General features: G+C 37.8%; 15 protein-coding genes and 3 pseudogenes (1 of these 18 only partly in view). 10 read left to right on the top strand and 8 right to left on the bottom strand.

Features of this window, described 5'->3' with window-relative positions; genetic code table 11:
- Nucleotides 1–846 precede the first annotated feature (846 nt).
- The 3 genes and pseudogenes from LEP1GSC190_RS02825 to LEP1GSC190_RS02815 all read left to right on the top strand — a co-directional run.
- Nucleotides 847–1534: pseudogene (locus tag LEP1GSC190_RS02825) on the top strand (integrase core domain-containing protein); the annotation flags it as partial.
- A gap of 122 nt (nt 1535–1656) precedes the next feature.
- Nucleotides 1657–2595: an Rpn family recombination-promoting nuclease/putative transposase gene (locus LEP1GSC190_RS02820; RefSeq protein WP_036047802.1), complete on the top strand. Its 939-nt coding sequence runs from the start codon at nt 1657–1659 to the stop codon at nt 2593–2595.
- Between the two features lie 14 nt (nt 2596–2609).
- Nucleotides 2610–2750 carry a hypothetical protein gene (locus tag LEP1GSC190_RS02815; protein ID WP_002746364.1) on the top strand — a complete coding sequence of 47 codons (141 nt, stop codon included), beginning with the start codon at nt 2610–2612 and terminating at the stop codon, nt 2748–2750.
- A gap of 253 nt (nt 2751–3003) precedes the next feature.
- Here LEP1GSC190_RS02815 and LEP1GSC190_RS19630 read toward each other — a convergent pair.
- Nucleotides 3004–3515, bottom strand: a pseudogene (locus tag LEP1GSC190_RS19630) (GNAT family N-acetyltransferase).
- 125 nt (nt 3516–3640) lie between these two features.
- Here LEP1GSC190_RS19630 and LEP1GSC190_RS19625 point away from each other — a divergent pair.
- Together LEP1GSC190_RS19625 and LEP1GSC190_RS02805 are read left to right on the top strand one after the other, a co-directional pair.
- A pseudogene (locus LEP1GSC190_RS19625) lies at nt 3641–3837 on the top strand (hypothetical protein).
- 31 nt (nt 3838–3868) lie between these two features.
- Nucleotides 3869–4129, top strand: a complete 261-nt coding sequence (locus tag LEP1GSC190_RS02805; RefSeq protein ID WP_002616306.1) for an RNA recognition motif domain-containing protein — start codon at nt 3869–3871, stop codon at nt 4127–4129.
- A 164-nt stretch (nt 4130–4293) separates the two neighbouring features.
- Here the strand turns inward: LEP1GSC190_RS02805 and LEP1GSC190_RS02800 are convergent, their stop codons facing one another.
- The 4 genes from LEP1GSC190_RS02800 to LEP1GSC190_RS02785 form a co-directional block, all read right to left on the bottom strand.
- Nucleotides 4294–5067, bottom strand: a complete 774-nt coding sequence (locus tag LEP1GSC190_RS02800) for a type III pantothenate kinase (protein WP_002746430.1) — start codon at nt 5065–5067, stop codon at nt 4294–4296.
- Between the two features lies 1 nt (nt 5068).
- Nucleotides 5069–5827 carry a biotin--[acetyl-CoA-carboxylase] ligase gene (locus LEP1GSC190_RS02795; protein ID WP_002746484.1) on the bottom strand — a complete coding sequence of 253 codons (759 nt, stop codon included), beginning with the start codon at nt 5825–5827 and terminating at the stop codon, nt 5069–5071.
- 447 nt (nt 5828–6274) lie between these two features.
- Nucleotides 6275–7912 (bottom strand): N-6 DNA methylase, encoded by a 1638-nt coding sequence (locus tag LEP1GSC190_RS02790; protein WP_002746494.1) that lies wholly within the window; start codon nt 7910–7912, stop codon nt 6275–6277.
- Nucleotides 7913–8666: 754 nt separating this feature from the next.
- Entirely contained in the window at nt 8667–9203 is a 537-nt protein-coding gene (locus LEP1GSC190_RS02785; protein WP_173380640.1) for a hypothetical protein, read from the bottom strand.
- Here LEP1GSC190_RS02785 and LEP1GSC190_RS02780 point away from each other — a divergent pair.
- Together LEP1GSC190_RS02780 and LEP1GSC190_RS02775 are read left to right on the top strand one after the other, a co-directional pair.
- On the top strand, nt 9187–10428 hold the full coding sequence (locus LEP1GSC190_RS02780) for an alpha/beta fold hydrolase (RefSeq protein ID WP_002746407.1): 1242 nt from the start codon (nt 9187–9189) through the stop codon (nt 10426–10428). The genes LEP1GSC190_RS02785 and LEP1GSC190_RS02780 overlap by 17 nt on opposite strands.
- Before the next feature lie 172 nt (nt 10429–10600).
- Nucleotides 10601–11272, top strand: a complete 672-nt coding sequence (locus tag LEP1GSC190_RS02775; RefSeq protein WP_002746448.1) for an LIC11874 family lipoprotein — start codon at nt 10601–10603, stop codon at nt 11270–11272.
- Between the two features lie 160 nt (nt 11273–11432).
- On the opposite strand, the gene LEP1GSC190_RS02770 is transcribed toward LEP1GSC190_RS02775, so the two are convergent.
- Together LEP1GSC190_RS02770 and LEP1GSC190_RS02765 are read right to left on the bottom strand one after the other, a co-directional pair.
- Complete coding sequence (locus tag LEP1GSC190_RS02770; protein ID WP_002746374.1) at nt 11433–12182, bottom strand: menaquinone biosynthetic enzyme MqnA/MqnD family protein; 750 nt, start codon at nt 12180–12182, stop codon at nt 11433–11435.
- Nucleotides 12179–12433: a hypothetical protein gene (locus LEP1GSC190_RS02765; protein ID WP_002746399.1), complete on the bottom strand. Its 255-nt coding sequence runs from the start codon at nt 12431–12433 to the stop codon at nt 12179–12181. The genes LEP1GSC190_RS02770 and LEP1GSC190_RS02765 overlap by 4 nt, the downstream gene beginning before the upstream one ends.
- A 210-nt stretch (nt 12434–12643) precedes the next feature.
- Here LEP1GSC190_RS02765 and LEP1GSC190_RS02760 point away from each other — a divergent pair, with 210 nt between their 5' ends.
- The gene (locus LEP1GSC190_RS02760) at nt 12644–13516 is read left to right on the top strand and encodes a CheR family methyltransferase (RefSeq protein WP_002746455.1); all 873 of its coding nucleotides are present in this window, start codon (nt 12644–12646) and stop codon (nt 13514–13516) included.
- 339 nt (nt 13517–13855) lie between these two features.
- On the opposite strand, the gene LEP1GSC190_RS02755 is transcribed toward LEP1GSC190_RS02760, so the two are convergent.
- Complete coding sequence (locus LEP1GSC190_RS02755; RefSeq protein ID WP_002746386.1) at nt 13856–14377, bottom strand: HIT family protein; 522 nt, start codon at nt 14375–14377, stop codon at nt 13856–13858.
- 84 nt (nt 14378–14461) lie between these two features.
- On the opposite strand from LEP1GSC190_RS02755, the gene rsmH reads away from it, so the two are divergent.
- Both rsmH and LEP1GSC190_RS02745 read left to right on the top strand, forming a co-directional pair.
- Complete coding sequence (gene rsmH, locus LEP1GSC190_RS02750) at nt 14462–15415, top strand: 16S rRNA (cytosine(1402)-N(4))-methyltransferase RsmH (protein WP_002746358.1); 954 nt, start codon at nt 14462–14464, stop codon at nt 15413–15415.
- Nucleotides 15416–15697 carry the 5' portion of a hypothetical protein gene (locus LEP1GSC190_RS02745; protein WP_002746380.1) on the top strand. The gene runs 81 nt beyond the window's last position, so only the first 282 of its 363 coding nucleotides appear in the window; the start codon lies at nt 15416–15418; its stop codon lies off the right edge, out of view.

The raw sequence follows: 15697 nt of genomic DNA, 5'->3' as shown, positions 1-15697 counted from the left end.
TTGTTTCTCGTAGTGAAAAACATTGTTCTCTAATATTAACTCAGATAGGTTTTAAATTTTCATCCATTTGTATTCTGACCGATTCCAACTCACTGAGCTTCGAAACAACTCCTATCGAAAAAAATCTGAAAGTACATTCAAAAATAATAACTTACTGCTGATCCTATAAAATTGAGCACCGTAAATTTTCATTACAAAACCCGTTTGATTACAAAATATTAGATATTTTTTATATAGATATTGGTAGCAAGATCTATCTTCATTTTGTTACCATTTTTATACATCTTTAATAGTAAGTTGAGAATAAAACGATATACCATTGAGAATTGCACACTTTCCAATTTGAAAACGTACAGAGTCGGGATAGGAAACAACATGCTATCGAAGTTACAGGCGGAGATGCAACGATTGATTGGGAATATGAATTGCCTCGTGTTGTATCTTGGCGTGAATTTTTGATCTTTAAAGAAAGAAGACGTTCGATGGGGTTTATACAGATCATAGATTCGAGAAAGGAGAAAACACATTATCGGGGAAAAGAAGAAGCGGTAAAAAAGATGGCGATCAACTTTCCCGCGTATGGTCAACAGAGATCATCGAATGAACTCAAGATCATAGTTGCATCTGCGACTGTTCGGAGTGTATGGGTTGATTTGGAAACCTTCTCTAAAAGACTAAGAGTCTGTCCCAAAACCTCAAAATATAGGAACCTCGAAGAGAACTTAATAATTATAAAATATGCTCGAAATATTATAAACTATCAAAAGGACGTAATTTGTGGGAACTTCTATATTATATTACAAACTTACTGAATGATTGTAACTGATTTCTTGAAAGGTTTTTGGACAGACTTTAAAGGCGTTCATGGCCCAAGGCAATTCTCCCGTATTAACCGAATCCCAAGTGCAGGTATTAGAAAAAAGAAAATTAGAAAAACAAGTTGAAGGTGAGATAGAAACTAAAACATCCCGGATGCTTGGGATGCCAAGATACGTATTACGTGGACACAATCAAGGGCGTAGAAAGGATTTACCAGAAAACTTTATCGATTCCTATTCTAAAGCGGCGATGACAAAACTTTACGACAGGAAGAATGCATTAGTAGCTGCTGATATGTTAAGCGACAAAGTGATTCCCTGGTTTGAAGAAGAAGGACTTCGGTTGTTGAGAATTCTAACCGATAGAGGAACTAAAGTATTGTGGAAATAGGGAACACCATGAATTCCAACTGTTCCTTGCTTTGGAAGATATCGACCATTCGAAAACAAAAGCAAGGCATCCTCAATCGAACGGTATTTGTGAAAGATTTCACAGAACCATTCAAGACGAATTCTATGCGATTGCTTTCAGGAAAAAGGTATACAATTCTATTGAAGATTTACAAAAGGATTTGGATCAGTGGATCGATTCATATAACAAGGAACGTACGCATCAAGGCAAGTATTGTTTTGGTAAAACTCCGATGCAAACATTCCTTGACACGAAGGAATTAGCTAAGAATAAGTATCTCGACAACTTACAGTTTTCGTTATAAACAAGAACGGAGTGTAAGATTAACTTCTAACTATTACAGTTAAGGATTGAATCAAAGAACTACTCAGTAAAAAAAGAAAATGAATCTTTACAAATAAAGCAATATTCATTATTTAAAATTACATGTCTGATATGACAAACCCACATGACCGTTTAATCCGGGAAACTTTGCAGGACAAAGAGGATGCGATTTTATTTTTTAAAAATAGTTTACCGGAAAATGTAATCGAACTTTTAGACCTAAACGAATTAGAACTTACACAATCTAGTTTTATTTCGGAAAGTCTAAAAGAAGAACAAACCGATCTACTCTTTCAGATCCCACTGAAATCAGGGAAAAAAACAAACGTTTATCTTCTATTTGAACACAAAAGTTATTTGGATGAAGCAGTCTTTAGCCAACTATTAGGGTACATATCCGCAATCTACAAGTCTCAGTTTAGGACGGATAAAAAATATTCCGTCGTGATTCCGTTTATATTCTATCACGGTGAAAGATCTTGGACTTTAGGAAATAGTTTTCAAGATAGATTTATACTCTCCAAAAACGAAGAGGAAGTATTTAGAAAATACATTCCTGATTTTGAACTAGAATTTTTTGATCTGTCCAAAGTGGATCTAAGCCGACTGGAAAGTATCACCCTAAGAGTCATTTTAGGAGTGGTTCAAAAAATTTGGGAAGGGGATACTTCATTTTTAGCCTATTTAGGAGAAATATTTGAACTCTTAACGAGTCTAAAAAACGAATCGAAAAGGGTTGAAATTTTACAAAAACTGTTTTTGTATATATTTAATGTAAGAGAAATCGAACCGACTGAAATTACAAGCGTATTCAGTCATTCTAGGTTTAATCAGGAATACGAGGATTTAGTCATGACAACAGCTGAAAAATTAAGAAAAGAAGGTGAGATCAAAGGTGAAATTAAAGGTGAATTCAAAGGTGAATTCAAAAATAAGATCAAAACTGCCCGAAAGATGTTCAAAGAAGGTTCCAGTTTAGAATTTGTATTAAAGGTTACCGAACTTACAGAACAAGAATTAAAAGACCACGGAGTGATATAACAGATTTTAAGATTATGACAACAACCGAAAAATTAAGAATCGAAGGTAAAATCGAAACTGCCAGAAATATGTTCAAAAAAGGATTCGAATTAGATATTGTACTTAACATAACCGAACTTACAGAACAAGAATTGAAAGATTACGGAGTGATATAACTTTCCTCCTTCTAAAAATCAAAACATAGATTTATTCTATTCCAAATATTTAAACCGATAAAATAAACTTTCCTTTAAATGGATTTAAGGGCCCGTCTTAAACTGTCTTCTGTACGAACGACACTGTCATCAATCCTCTGAATGTGGGACTTCTACGTTTTATTACGAACTTATGGAATGATTGGAGCTGATTTCTTTTCAGGTTTTTAAGGCAGACTCTAAGTAAATGAACCGGTGTTATAGAAAATTCTACTTATAACCTTCTACAAATGGGGTGGTTTATCTTCTTTTGAAAGTAAATTCTATGCGTAATTTGGTAAAGAACGTGTTCGGGTAAGCTATGTTCAATGGGAAATTCCGGATTCTGAAACAAGCCGATTTCCTTAAGTCAATTCTTTTCATAACCGACTGGAGAACGTACATTTTTAATGGAAGTAAAAGACTTTGAAAGTTTGAATGGTTCGAGTAGGCAAAAAGATGCAGCCTCAGTGATTCCAAAAAGAAGAATTCAATCTCCAACCGAGGCGGGAGTAAACGAAGCATAAAAAGTGACATTCAAAAATCAGGTAAAACCGACCCATTTTTTTGCTTGTTTCGCCTCTAACATCCAAAGCCCGTATCCGAATTCCGCAAAATGAGTTTTCATCTTTTCAAAGAATCGTTTTTTGATAAAAGAGCCGGAAAATATTCCACCACAATCGGATCGGAACTCATTTGATAAAACGGTTCTATATCTCCTTTTTCCCACGTCCTTAAAAGCCCCATCAGTGCCGCGAATTTCAGCTCAAACCCATCTTTTAGTCATAGAAAACACTCTATTACGCAGTGTTCACTTTGTAGAAAAATCCTTTTACTAGAATATCCCGGCGATTATGTTACCTTCTTTTTGAATCGAAGTTAAAGAAAATTTAGTATTGCCAAAGAAAATTCCGTCGATAAGTATGGATAAAGAATAACAGTTATTCATTCGATTTTTTAACTTCTGAACGTAGTCCTATCTTAAAGTTTGCTTTTCTTTCTAAGTCCTGCATCTCTAAAATTCTTCTACATCCTGTTTGCGGGAAAAGCTGTTTTTAAATCTAGATAGCTGATCTAATTTACAACTATAAGAGGTAAATATGCCAATCAACATTTATGTAGGAAATCTTTCTTACGATCTGAACGAAGGAACGTTAGGTGATCTTTTCAGAGTTCATGGAACCGTTAATTCCGTAAAAATAATCACGGATCAGTATTCCGGGAAATCCAAAGGATTCGGTTTTGTCGAAATGCCCAACAAGGACGAAGCCGACAAAGCGATCAAGGATTTAGACGGAAAAAACGTTCTTACGCGTAATTTGAAAGTAAACGTTGCAAAACCAAAGAACGATAGATTTTAATTTAGAAATTCATCGTTTTTAAATCAAATTCGATTTTTCAAAACCGCTTCGAAAAGATCCTTTCAAGCGGTTTGTTAAAAGGGTAGTAAAACCCTCTTTCAGAGCCGTTTTTTCGGACTTTAGGATGGACTCTTGCAATCACGGCAAAAGCTTGTAGGCAAGTCCTAAGAATTCATTTTGTGTAAAATCTGCAATCCGCGTAAAGTCAAAAGTGGATCGATTTTATCGAAGATTCCTGGATGAGCGGCGTCGATGACAGTCACCAACCCTCCCGTTCCGATTACACGATAATCTTCGCCTTTATCTTTTTTGATTTCACGAATAATACCTTCCAAAAGACCAATCCAACCGAAAAAGAATCCGGCCTGAATCGATTCGATCGTAGAATCTCCCAAAATTTTTTCGGGAGACTGAAAAACAATAGGAGGAAGCTGAGAAGTGTTTCTTGTCAAAGCGTCCATGGAAACTTTTAAACCAGGTGCGATTACCCCTCCAAGATATTCGGGCTTTTCACTCACTACACAAAATGTAGTCGCAGTTCCCAGATCAATAATTATGAATTTGCCAGGTGAATCGATCACACAAGCCGCAGCGTTTACAAGTCGATCGGCTCCAATTTCATAAGGTCTCGGATAAGAAATCGAAAAAGGAAGTTTCATCTGGTAGTGAACTCGAATCGCCTCAATCTTAAACCAATCCTGAAACATTCTCTCTAAGATCGGATTTAATGTCGGTACAACGCTGGAATAAATTCCTCCTGTGATCGCTTCGTTTTCAATTTTAAATTCCCTCAAAAATCCTCTGAAGAACAATCCGAGTTCATCGGATGTCCTGTCTTTTCTGGTTACGGTTCGTTTATGAAACAGGGGAACGTTTTTTCCGTTTTCGAAAATCCCAAAGACAGTATTCGTATTACCAACATCGACTACTAGAAGCATTTTAGTTTAAGGAGTGGAAGTCTTCCGGGCTGTCCATAAAATCCAACTTAGTCCCAGAAGGAGTTTTTAGGATTAAGGAACCATTTTCACTGAGTCCCTCCAATACTCCAGTTTGTAACTGCCCATTTTCGGTGTAACTGACGGATTGTCCTTTCCAAAGAAGGAGTTCGTTTAACAAAATAAGTTCCTTTTTTCTTCCTTCCGTATCCTTCCAAAGAAGTATCGCTTCGTTCAAAAATGGTATCAACTTTTCCACGATCTCGTTTTTTTTACCCGCTCGATTCGGATTTGTATTCAAATAACCCGCGTCCGTAAGATGAGCTGGAATCGATTCTTTTTTTCCATACAAGTTCATTCCGATTCCTACAATCAAAGTAGCGGAAGAACCTTCGACTTCAGTCTCTATTAGAATTCCTGCAACCTTTTTGTTACCTCGATATAAATCATTCGGCCATTTGATTTTGATTTCCCGAGTGAGTTCCGGGTACACGGAAAGAATCGCCTTACAAACTGCGGTGCCTATAAAAAGTGAAAGTCCCGGTCCTCCGTCGAAATTTTCCAGACCGATTTTCCCGGAAAAAATCAAAGATTCTTCACCAAACACTTCCCAAGTTCGATCCTTTCTTCCTCTTCCAGCGGTCTGCTCCTCCGCTACGATCCAAGTTCCGTGCGGGAACTCCTGACTTTTGATGACCGAGTTTGTGGAAGTCACGGAATCCATAAAGATTCCCTTTTCCGGCTGAAGTAATACGTTCTGCATGACCGTTACCATCGCGAGGTCATTTGGTTTACGCAAGTAGAAAAAAAGCCAAACTAGTATCGTTTTTTACGAAATGATAATTTGAACGAACGGACGAGATTCTATTAAAAAAAGACTTGAACAAACCCGCAAAAAATTCAGTAGAGAAGTATAACCCTCAAAACAAAAGGATTTGAAATTCTATTTAGAACTTGATGCAGAAACTCCCACGGGAATTTACAATAATAAAAGTTCATAAACTACCAAAGTTGACCTAACCTGTGAGAACTACATCTCTATTACAAATTTACCGAATAATTATAACTGATTTTGCTTAAAGTTTTAAGGCCTGACTTTTGAACTTATCCTAAACGTTAATTCAAAGAGTCATAGATAAATAATCGACGCCCCTTGAACCGTGCAGGAGTCAATCCAGATATGTGTATTTTGATTTCTTCCACAAGTGGATCAGATCAACCCTTCCTTAAAAATGGAGTCAATTCTATGCAAAATGTAATTTTCCTTTTCGGAAGAAAAACGGGCTTGTTTCAAATCGGAAACCAAAATCTGTAATTCTTTTTGTATTTGAGAATCAAGTCTTCTGAAATCGGGAACCCAAAGAGAATTGAGATCTCCCGGCTCGGCCTTCCAAAGACCTCTTGCATACTCTCTTCTTCTGGCTTCCAAATCTTTTTTAGAAACCGAAGAGATAAGATAAGCATAAAGTGCATCCACCCATTCTTCCATATTGAAAGCCGGATTGAATCCGTGAAAACAAGTCAGGTGAACGACATTGCTAAAATTCCTGACAATCCGGATCTCGATCCGATGAAAGCTGGAAGCAAGAATCGGACATGCAGATTTAGATTCCTGCGTGTACCAGTTTTTTCTTCTGGAAGGAAGAAACCTCTTATGAACCCCTCTCGTAATTCCAGATTGTAAATGATTCTGCAACGCGAGAGAATCCTTCGGATCGAATTCCAACTTCACGTCCAACAACCAGACCTTAGCGCCTTTTCGACTCAACTCTTCCCAATCGGAATGCAAAAATATTCTATTTCTTGCATATTGAGATTTTGGAATACAAGTCTTAAAATGTTTTTCGGGAATTCCGGAAGCCTCCACCATTTCTTTCGTAAACAGAAAGAAATTATTATCCCCGGTTGCAATTCCTCTCGTAAATTTTCCGAACTCCGTCAACGGGACGAAATGGTTGAATTTTTTTCTTTCAAAATCCACCTTTTTTTCGCCGGTATAAGTTTTCTTTTCGAGTCGATGAAAGATAGGACTCCACTTTTCCTCCGGATCGGGAAAGGAAATCCAATCCGTCTGAATCGACTCGACAGAACTTAGAGGGAGTTTGGATGTATCGGAAAAAAATCCAGGTTTGAGCCTCGTCCAATAAAATCCCGACTTTTTTTCTTTTTCAGAATTTTCTAATAGAAGAATACAAGAACTTGTAATCGCTTCGTCGAAAAGACTGTCTTGAGGGGAAAAAAGAAACAAGGAATGTAACAAACCAGATTCTTGTAATGCGGACTTGATAAATACTCCGTAACCGGAATTGAAAAAATCTTGCGGAACGAGAAAGGCCGCCCGACCTCCTACATTGATTAGATTTAAACATTTCAATAAAAAGAAAACATAAAGGTTTGCCGTTCCCGGAAGTTTTCTATCCGATTTTCCTTCGAATTGCTGAATCAATTCTCTGGAGTAATTTTTATCGCTGATCTTTCGATACGGAGGATTACATAGTATGGCATCAAATTTTTGACTCTCTTTCTGTAACAGAAAATCGCGATCGTAAAAACTAAGTATACTAGTTTTCGAGATCCTATTTTCAAGTGCACTACGACTAGCACTCAGGCATTGTGTATCCAAGTCAAAGCCAACCCATTCAGCATCGAGATTAGGAAGTTTATCAAGAACACTTTCAAAAAATATTCCGTTTCCAATCGCTGGATCCAGTATACGTTTCAAGCCTTCTTGGGAGGCGATACGCTCAGCCCCCAAAATCCAATCTACCAGGAAACCGGCAACCCTTTCGGGCGTAAAAAACTGTCCTAGAAATTTATTTTTATTTTTTCGATTTACCTCTTGAGACATTTATACCGTACAATTCCAATCATTCATTAGTAGCTTCAAACAAAATCAATTATGCTTCTATATCCAACAGCTCTATATCAGTCAAAGACAAAAGTTTCAGAACAGGAGAAGCTAACAACTAGTAAATTATTTAACTCTATTATTCATTGTTGGACCACTCTCAGTATACTATCAATTAGAGATTCAGAATTTCAGAGTATTTTTTAAGCAGACATTAAAAACAAGAGCCGTATACAATTTTCTTAAGTAAAATGAGTTTAGAACAAACTTCGACTTAAAATCAAATTTATCGAAGACCCTATCGTAATCTATTATATTGTTAACACCCTTAATTTATTAAAATCTAAAGAACAAAATTATTTTTGATAAGATCATTTTCTCATTCGTTTATTCCAAAATTTCTACACTCGTTTTAATTTGTATACGGCGATTAGACAGAAAAATCTTTTTGTTGATCGGTTTTAGTATCACATTCATTTGTTAGAAAGATTCATTTGCGACTTGTCCAAAATCTAAAATAGAAAATAAATGCCGAATTCAAAGATCAAACCCAACATTTTTCAATTCTTAAATCGATTTGTCTTCATCGCTCTGCAAAAAATAACTCGATCAATTCCAAATCTCTTTTAGTAAAATCATTTTGGACAAAACGCTCATTATCCTTTATCACGGGATAACTCTTGTGAGATGATTGCTAAGATTGGCGCACCGAATTGGAAGTAGAATGTAAAGATATTCCGAAGCTTAAAGCATATTATAAAAATCGAATAGAACTGATAACAGTAGTAAGTTCGCTAACAAGATAATTTGGAGGCATTTCGTCGCTGTTATACGTCAGAAGAGTCATTCTCTTTTGATTGGCGATCATATAGACCATCCAGAAACGTTCCTCTTTTACGAATTCGCAAGCCATAATCTTGTTGCCTTCTTCGTTTTCGAAAGATGCAATCTTATCTTCTTCGAAATCGATTTTGTGCGTTTCAAGATATCTTTTTAATTCTTCTCCAAGATCATAACTTTCTGATTTATTTTCAAAGGCATAGACTTGAAGAGCACCGCTTCCGTTTTCCTCGAAAAATGCAGGAATTCCCTCGATGACCATGTGAATCCAATGTGCGGGAATCACCATGGAATACCATCCATTCGGTGAAGTATAGAGTTTGTATTCCGGAGTTTGAGACACGTTGTACTCACCAGATTCTTTTCTTCGATTTTTCGGGCAAGCAGCTTCTTCTATTTCTTGACATTTCAGATTTTCCATTATTTTTAATTCTGTGATCGCAATTCTCAAGAATCGTAGAAGTCCGTTCTACTTAGTAACTACGTTCTTCATTCTTCTTTTTTTCGCGTTGTTTGCATCCACACTCGCCTTCATCTTCACCGGAATCCTAATCTTAATTCTCATCATCCATCCTCTTCTTTTAAACTGGATCGGAAAATTATACGGACAAGAGGACATTGCAGACGAAGTTCATTTTGCGAAAACGAAGGACGGATGGAATTTAGCTCTCCACAGACATATTCCTCCTCAACCGAATCAGCAATTGGCACCTGTTTTGGTAGTTCACGGAATCGCAGCGAACAAGTTCGTGGTCGACTTAGATAGAAGACATTCTCTCCCCTATTATCTTAAACTTAGAGGTTACGATGTATTTGCGGTTTCTCTTCGAGGTTGCGGACGATCTTATCACGAAAGCCCGACTCGTTACGAAGACTTCACGTTCGATGATATCGTAAAATACGACATCCCCGCGATGTTCGAGAAGGTGAAAAAAATTACCGGTTCCGAACGCGTTTCATATGTGGGGCATTCCATGGGAGCAATGATTCTATATTCTCATTTTTGTATGTCCGAGCGTAAAAAGGATACGAAGGACATCGCCGCCTTTGTATCCCTAGGCGGTCCCGGAAATCTGAACCATATCGGTATCACTCTGATCGGACTTCTTTCCCGATTTCCCCGTGCGAGAAAGATGTTGGATCTGAAATTCGGAGCCTCCATTCTCGCTCCTTTAGCGGGAGAACTTTATACTCCGATCGACGAAATTCTTTACAACCCTAAAGTGACTTCATCCAAAACGGTGAAGAAAATTATGAAAAACGCAATCGAGAATATTTCGGACGGAGTCACAGAACAATTCATGCATTGGATCGAAACAAAGCAGATGCATTCTCTCAACGGATTTTACAATTACATTCAACTCCAAAAAAATATTTCCGTCCCCGCTTTGTTTATCGCAGGCGAAAAAGACGTTATCGCGACTCCGGAAACAGTCCGTTCCGTTTACGAAAATGCAAGCTCCAAGAAAAAAGAATTTAGAGTAATCTCCAAAGTAAATGGTTCCTCCGAAGACTACGGTCACGTCTGTCTGGTAATGGGAGATCGTGCGGAAGACGACGTCTTTCAATATGTAGAATCCTTTCTGAAAAAACACGGACTTCGTTCTCAACCCAGAATCATGACCAAAATCAAAGAAGGAATTCTTTCCGCGTTTCGGAGACGAATCCCTTCCTAGAATCGTTATATTTTTTATAAATCCGATTTCGAATTACGTGCCCCAGAACACCTATAAATCGAGTCTTTAAACCAATTCATTTCCCTTAAATCAAGTCCACTTGGTTTACAATAGCACAAATCGCAAATCTCTTTTCGTTGACGGGAATCCTTTTCTCCCTCAGATTTGATGCATGAGCCCCTTTTACGGCCGAATTTATAAATTTTTCTTTTCCACGGTTTTGCTATTATTTTTTTCCAATTGTTTCGATTATGAAGAGACATTGACGATCAATCACGACTTTTCAGGAACATTAGAGGTTTCTTATATAGTTCCGACCCGCAGGAATTCCGACGAATCCTTGATCAAGTTTCTTCCCACACAGAAAGACGAAATTTTAGGGAGACTCAATAAGGGCTTTTTTTCTAGAAACGTTTCCCTCAAGGATTATACCTATCAAAAGATCGTAACTCCGGAAACTGATCCAAGTTTATTCCGAGAAAAAGCGAAGGTTTACTATAAGGTGGAATTTCAGGAACTTTCCCAAATCGAAAACGCCATGCTTGGAAAAGTTCAGGTTCGTAAAAAAGGAAATACGATCTATGTAAAAAGGGAAATTCCTGCAATCAGTCGTGCGCCCGAAACTCTAAAGAAAGATGGAGAAAAAAAAATTTATTCCGAAACGCTTCGGTTGTTGCGTACAAGTTCTATTTTGTTTAAAGTGAATTTTCCAATCGCATCCGTATGTAGATCCAATCGAGGGGACGTAAATTTAGGTAAACTCAGTTACCGTTTGCCTTTAGCGGAAACGATTGAAAAAACCGGAAACAATTCCTGGGATTATAGGATCACAGTTATTTATTAAACTTTAAATCAAGAAGAAATGCTTCTCTTATCAATAAGAAACTAAATTCCAGATCAGTCATCTTGAGTAGCCTTATTGATTTCCAACGGTTTTTCACTGTTCAATTTTCCACATCCACACCAGAACAAACTTTAAGTTAAATGAAGTCGGTCGTTTTCTTTTACAAAAGATCCAGCTTCCTACATTTTTCCGAGAAAAGAAGAAACCCTTTGCGATCTTTTTCCGTAATCTTGTAGTGAAGTTCCTTTGTAAGATACTCTCGAACCAAAGTCGAGGAAAGTCTGGATTCGTAAGAGATAATTTCTTCAATATGAGAAATTCCATATTCCAAAGATTGAATAAATATGGAATCATCCACTTTCAAAGATTTTTTACCCGCCCAAAGCGCAAAGATAAAACCGAGACCCGTGATTTCGTTCCACCACTGAGCCAAATCTTTTACCTCGTAAAACTTGGGATCCCATTTTGCCAAAAGCGCATTGTCCCCGAAAAGCATGTGAGAGCCGATTCCTTTTGTAATCCTTTCCCGAATGAAGTTTGAATCGGTGGGTTCCACATCCGGAACGAAACCGCATTTTTCGTGGACCAAAACGCGAACCAGTGCCACACTCGTTTTGGAACCGTTGTCCGTAAGAATCAACTCGGGAGGAAATTTTTCTTTTTTATTTTGAAAGAAAAGGATAGATCTCACCTTTTCCTGAGCGCAAACACCCGTCCCATAGTACGTGTTAAGGGCATCCTGATTGCGAACACATTCGATCGAAGAAATCAAACCCAAATCGATTTCTCCGTTCAAAAGATAATCCTTCAGAATGGCCGGATTTTCGTAAACGACTACGTGCTCTTTATTTTTTTCAAATCCCCAGGTTAACGGTCTTGCGTTTAAATGTTTAACAATTCCTATCTTCAACGGTTCTCTCTTTCTAAAAACTCCAATAAAATCGGATAATCCCGATTTGCCAAATACAGAATTGCACAATGATTCGCGGCGGGAACGGCGGCTCCTTCCAAAAAAAACAATTCTTCACCCACAACGAAATAACGAATTTCCTGCGCGTCCAAGAACGACCTCACGATGGAAAGTAACATCGGGTCCGAGGTTTCCCAGTGAGCCGAAAAATCGTCTTCGCTTTCCTGTTCGTTCCTTTCGAATGGCTCCATAAAGAATTCAAAAAATATTACGTTTGAATTCTATTTTTCATACCGTCTAATTTAATCAATGGTTTTCAATGAGAAAGTGTATATATTTTCGGAATTAAACGATTTGACTATGAACCGTTCAAAAATTATCTGAATTCATATCTTGCAGCAAATCTTTAAGACTTGTATATCTTGACAGCGTATTAGGTCTCTTATAAACCATTCTTTAATATGACAGAAAGCCAATTCGGGATAATTACGATTTCAGACGAGGAATTTCAATTCGTCAAATCTCTCATGTACAAAGAAACCGGAATATTCCTTGCAGATCATAAAAAGATTATGGTTCAATCCCGACTTAACGGTAGGGCGAAACATTTTGGTTTAAAAAGCGTTTCGGAGTATATCGGAAGACTCCGAGCGGATCACGGATTTTTCAATAGCGAGCTCACGGAACTCATTAATCGAATTACAACGAACAAAACGGATTTCTTCCGGGAAAATCATCACTTCGAATTTCTAAAAGATACTTTTTTTCCTTCTCTGGAAGAGAAAGCCGCTAAAAACGGAAAAAAAATCCTAAGAATTTGGTCCAGCGCCTGCTCAACGGGAGAGGAACCGTACACACTCGCAATCACCTGTCTTGAATACTTCGCATATAAATCCGGATGGGATATCAAGATTTACGCATCCGACATTGATACCAACGTAATCAATACCGCAAAGGAAGGAATTTATAAAGAGGATCGACTTTTACCCGTGGACGATAAACTCAAAAATAAATACTTCACCAAACTTAGAGATCCGGAAAGAGGAGAATTATCATATCAAGCCAAACAACAACTCAAAGACCTGATCGATTTTAGAAAAGTCAACCTCCTGGAAACTCCGTATCCAATTCCGGAAAAGATGGACTGCGTATTCTGTAGGAACGTAATCATTTACTTCGACAAACAGACCCAGAAAAAAATATTTGAAAATTTTGAAGTCGTTTTAAAAGATCGAGGACTTCTCGTAATCGGTCACTCAGAAACTTTGTTCGGAATTTCAGATAGTTATAAGTTTTTGGGACATACGATTTATCAGAAAAAACCGGTGATCTAACCAAGAAATTATTTCAAAAATACCTTAGAATGATTGAAACTGGCATTTTAAGCAAAAATACAGAACTTGCCCCAAAACCTCAGAATGTAGGAACTCCTACGGGAGTTTAACTAAAATAAAGCCCATTCGAAAACCAACAAACTGCCAAAAGAATATAATTTTGCGGGAATTCCTTAGCTTTGTGAAAAATTCGCGATTAATATTTCTATCGAGGTTTTGGGACAAGTTCACAATATTTTTGAGACAGACTTAAGTTGTTCGGATTTACAGAAAACTCGTCGAAAACATGAATTCGAGCGGAAACATTTACCGTTTTTATCGATTCCAAAGTGTAAAAAATCAGGAAAACTCTTTCCAAACCCGAACCCATTCCTTGTGCATTTCGTAAGGTTCGTAAATTACAATTCTTGAATTTGCTAATACGTCCAAGAATCCGGCTTCGTTCGGAAACCGGGGAACAATATGTTCGTGAATATGTGGAATGGAACCGCCCGCATTTTTACCGAGATTATAACCCAAGTTAAATCCCTGAACGTTCCAAAGATTTTTTAGAATCGAAATCGCCTTTACAGTTCCATCGTGAATCTCCATCACTTCTTCCCGAATAAGTTCTTCGTACGCAAGAATATGACGCTTAGGAAAAACGATCAAATGTCCCGGATTATAAGGATAAAGATTTACCGACACGATTGTTAGATCTGTCTCAGCAACAATAAGACTGGGAACTTCAGGATCCTTCCTGCAAATTCCACAAAGGATACAATCCACATCGGGTCTTTTTCCCCTTACATAGTCCAGTTTATGAATTGAAAAAAGATTTTTCCTGGGCGCGTCCCATTGTGTAGAATTCGATTCTTCCATCGGCCCTAGAATAATTTCTCGTTCCTTTGTGTCAAAATAGAATCTCCTTGCAGGACCAATACTTTAGAAAAGAATGGAAGCAGATTGGAACCGGTTCATTATTCAGTTCAGGGAAATGATATCCTTCAAATTTTTGCGGAGAATTTCCATAAAGAAGATCCTGTTTTATTCTTGGACGGAACCGCAGGAGAAGGCGGGCACAGCCTTTTATTCTTAAAAGGATTTCCAAATTCCAAAGTTATACTTTGCGACAGAGATCCGGTGATGTTATCGAGGGCTCTTGCAAGACTCGTTGACTTCAAAGAAAGGGTGGTTTCGATTCAAACGAACTTTTCCGAGATCGACTCGAATCTTTTAAGCTTACACGGCATCAGTGATTCTCCGCAAGGAATTCTTTTGGATTTAGGAATTTCAACGTTTCATCTTTTTCATTCCGGAAGAGGTTTCAGCTTCAGAGAAGCCGAGCCCCTAGACATGAGACTGACTCCGAACGAAGGTTTAAACGCGGAGGATGTAATTAACACGTATTCCAAAGACAAGTTGATGCATATCTTTTATACGTACGGAGAAGAACGTTGGTCCAAGAAGATCGCGGAAGTCATCGTTGAAAGAAGAAAACAAAATTCGATTTCCTACACTTCCGAACTTGCAAATCTTGTTTCCAAAATCATCCCACGTAAATTTTGGCCTCCGGGAAGACATCCTGCAACTCGGATCTTTCAAGCGCTCCGAATCGAAGTCAATCAAGAGTTGAATCATATCGAAAAGGGACTGGATTCCCTCTTGAATCTTCTGCGCCCGGAAGGTGTAATTCAAGTAATTTCCTTTCATTCTTTGGAAGACAGGATCGTCAAAAATTCTCTTCGAGATTACGCGAAACAAAACGGATTCGAACTTCTTACCAAAAAACCAATTCTCCCTTCCGAAGAGGAAACTAAGGAGAACCCGGCTTCCCGTTCCGCAAAATTGAGAGTTCTTAGAAAAACGAAATCGACCGATAAAAAATATAAAAAGGAAAATTCCGAGGAAGAAGAATAAATGTCGTCGTTTTCCACGTTTTTCAACCGTTTCGTTTGGAAGGACCTTGGAACTCTATTTTTGAGTTTAGGTAAAGTGATCCTTCCTTTAAGTTTATTTTTTCTTTACGTTTGGCAGAACGTTCAAGTCGCGAGACTCAACCGAGAAATCGGAATCGCAACGGGAGAAAAAATCAAACAGATCAAAAAAAACGACGATCTTAAAATCGGAGTCGCCACCTATACTTCTGCGAGAAGAATCGAAACTCTTTATAGAAAAACATATAACTATCTTCCCATCACG

The organism is Leptospira mayottensis 200901116, assembly GCF_000306675.2.
Lineage (GTDB): Bacteria > Spirochaetota > Leptospiria > Leptospirales > Leptospiraceae > Leptospira > Leptospira mayottensis.
The sequence above is the reverse complement of the archived record's forward strand: the minus strand, read 5'-3'. Positions and strand labels throughout refer to the sequence as shown.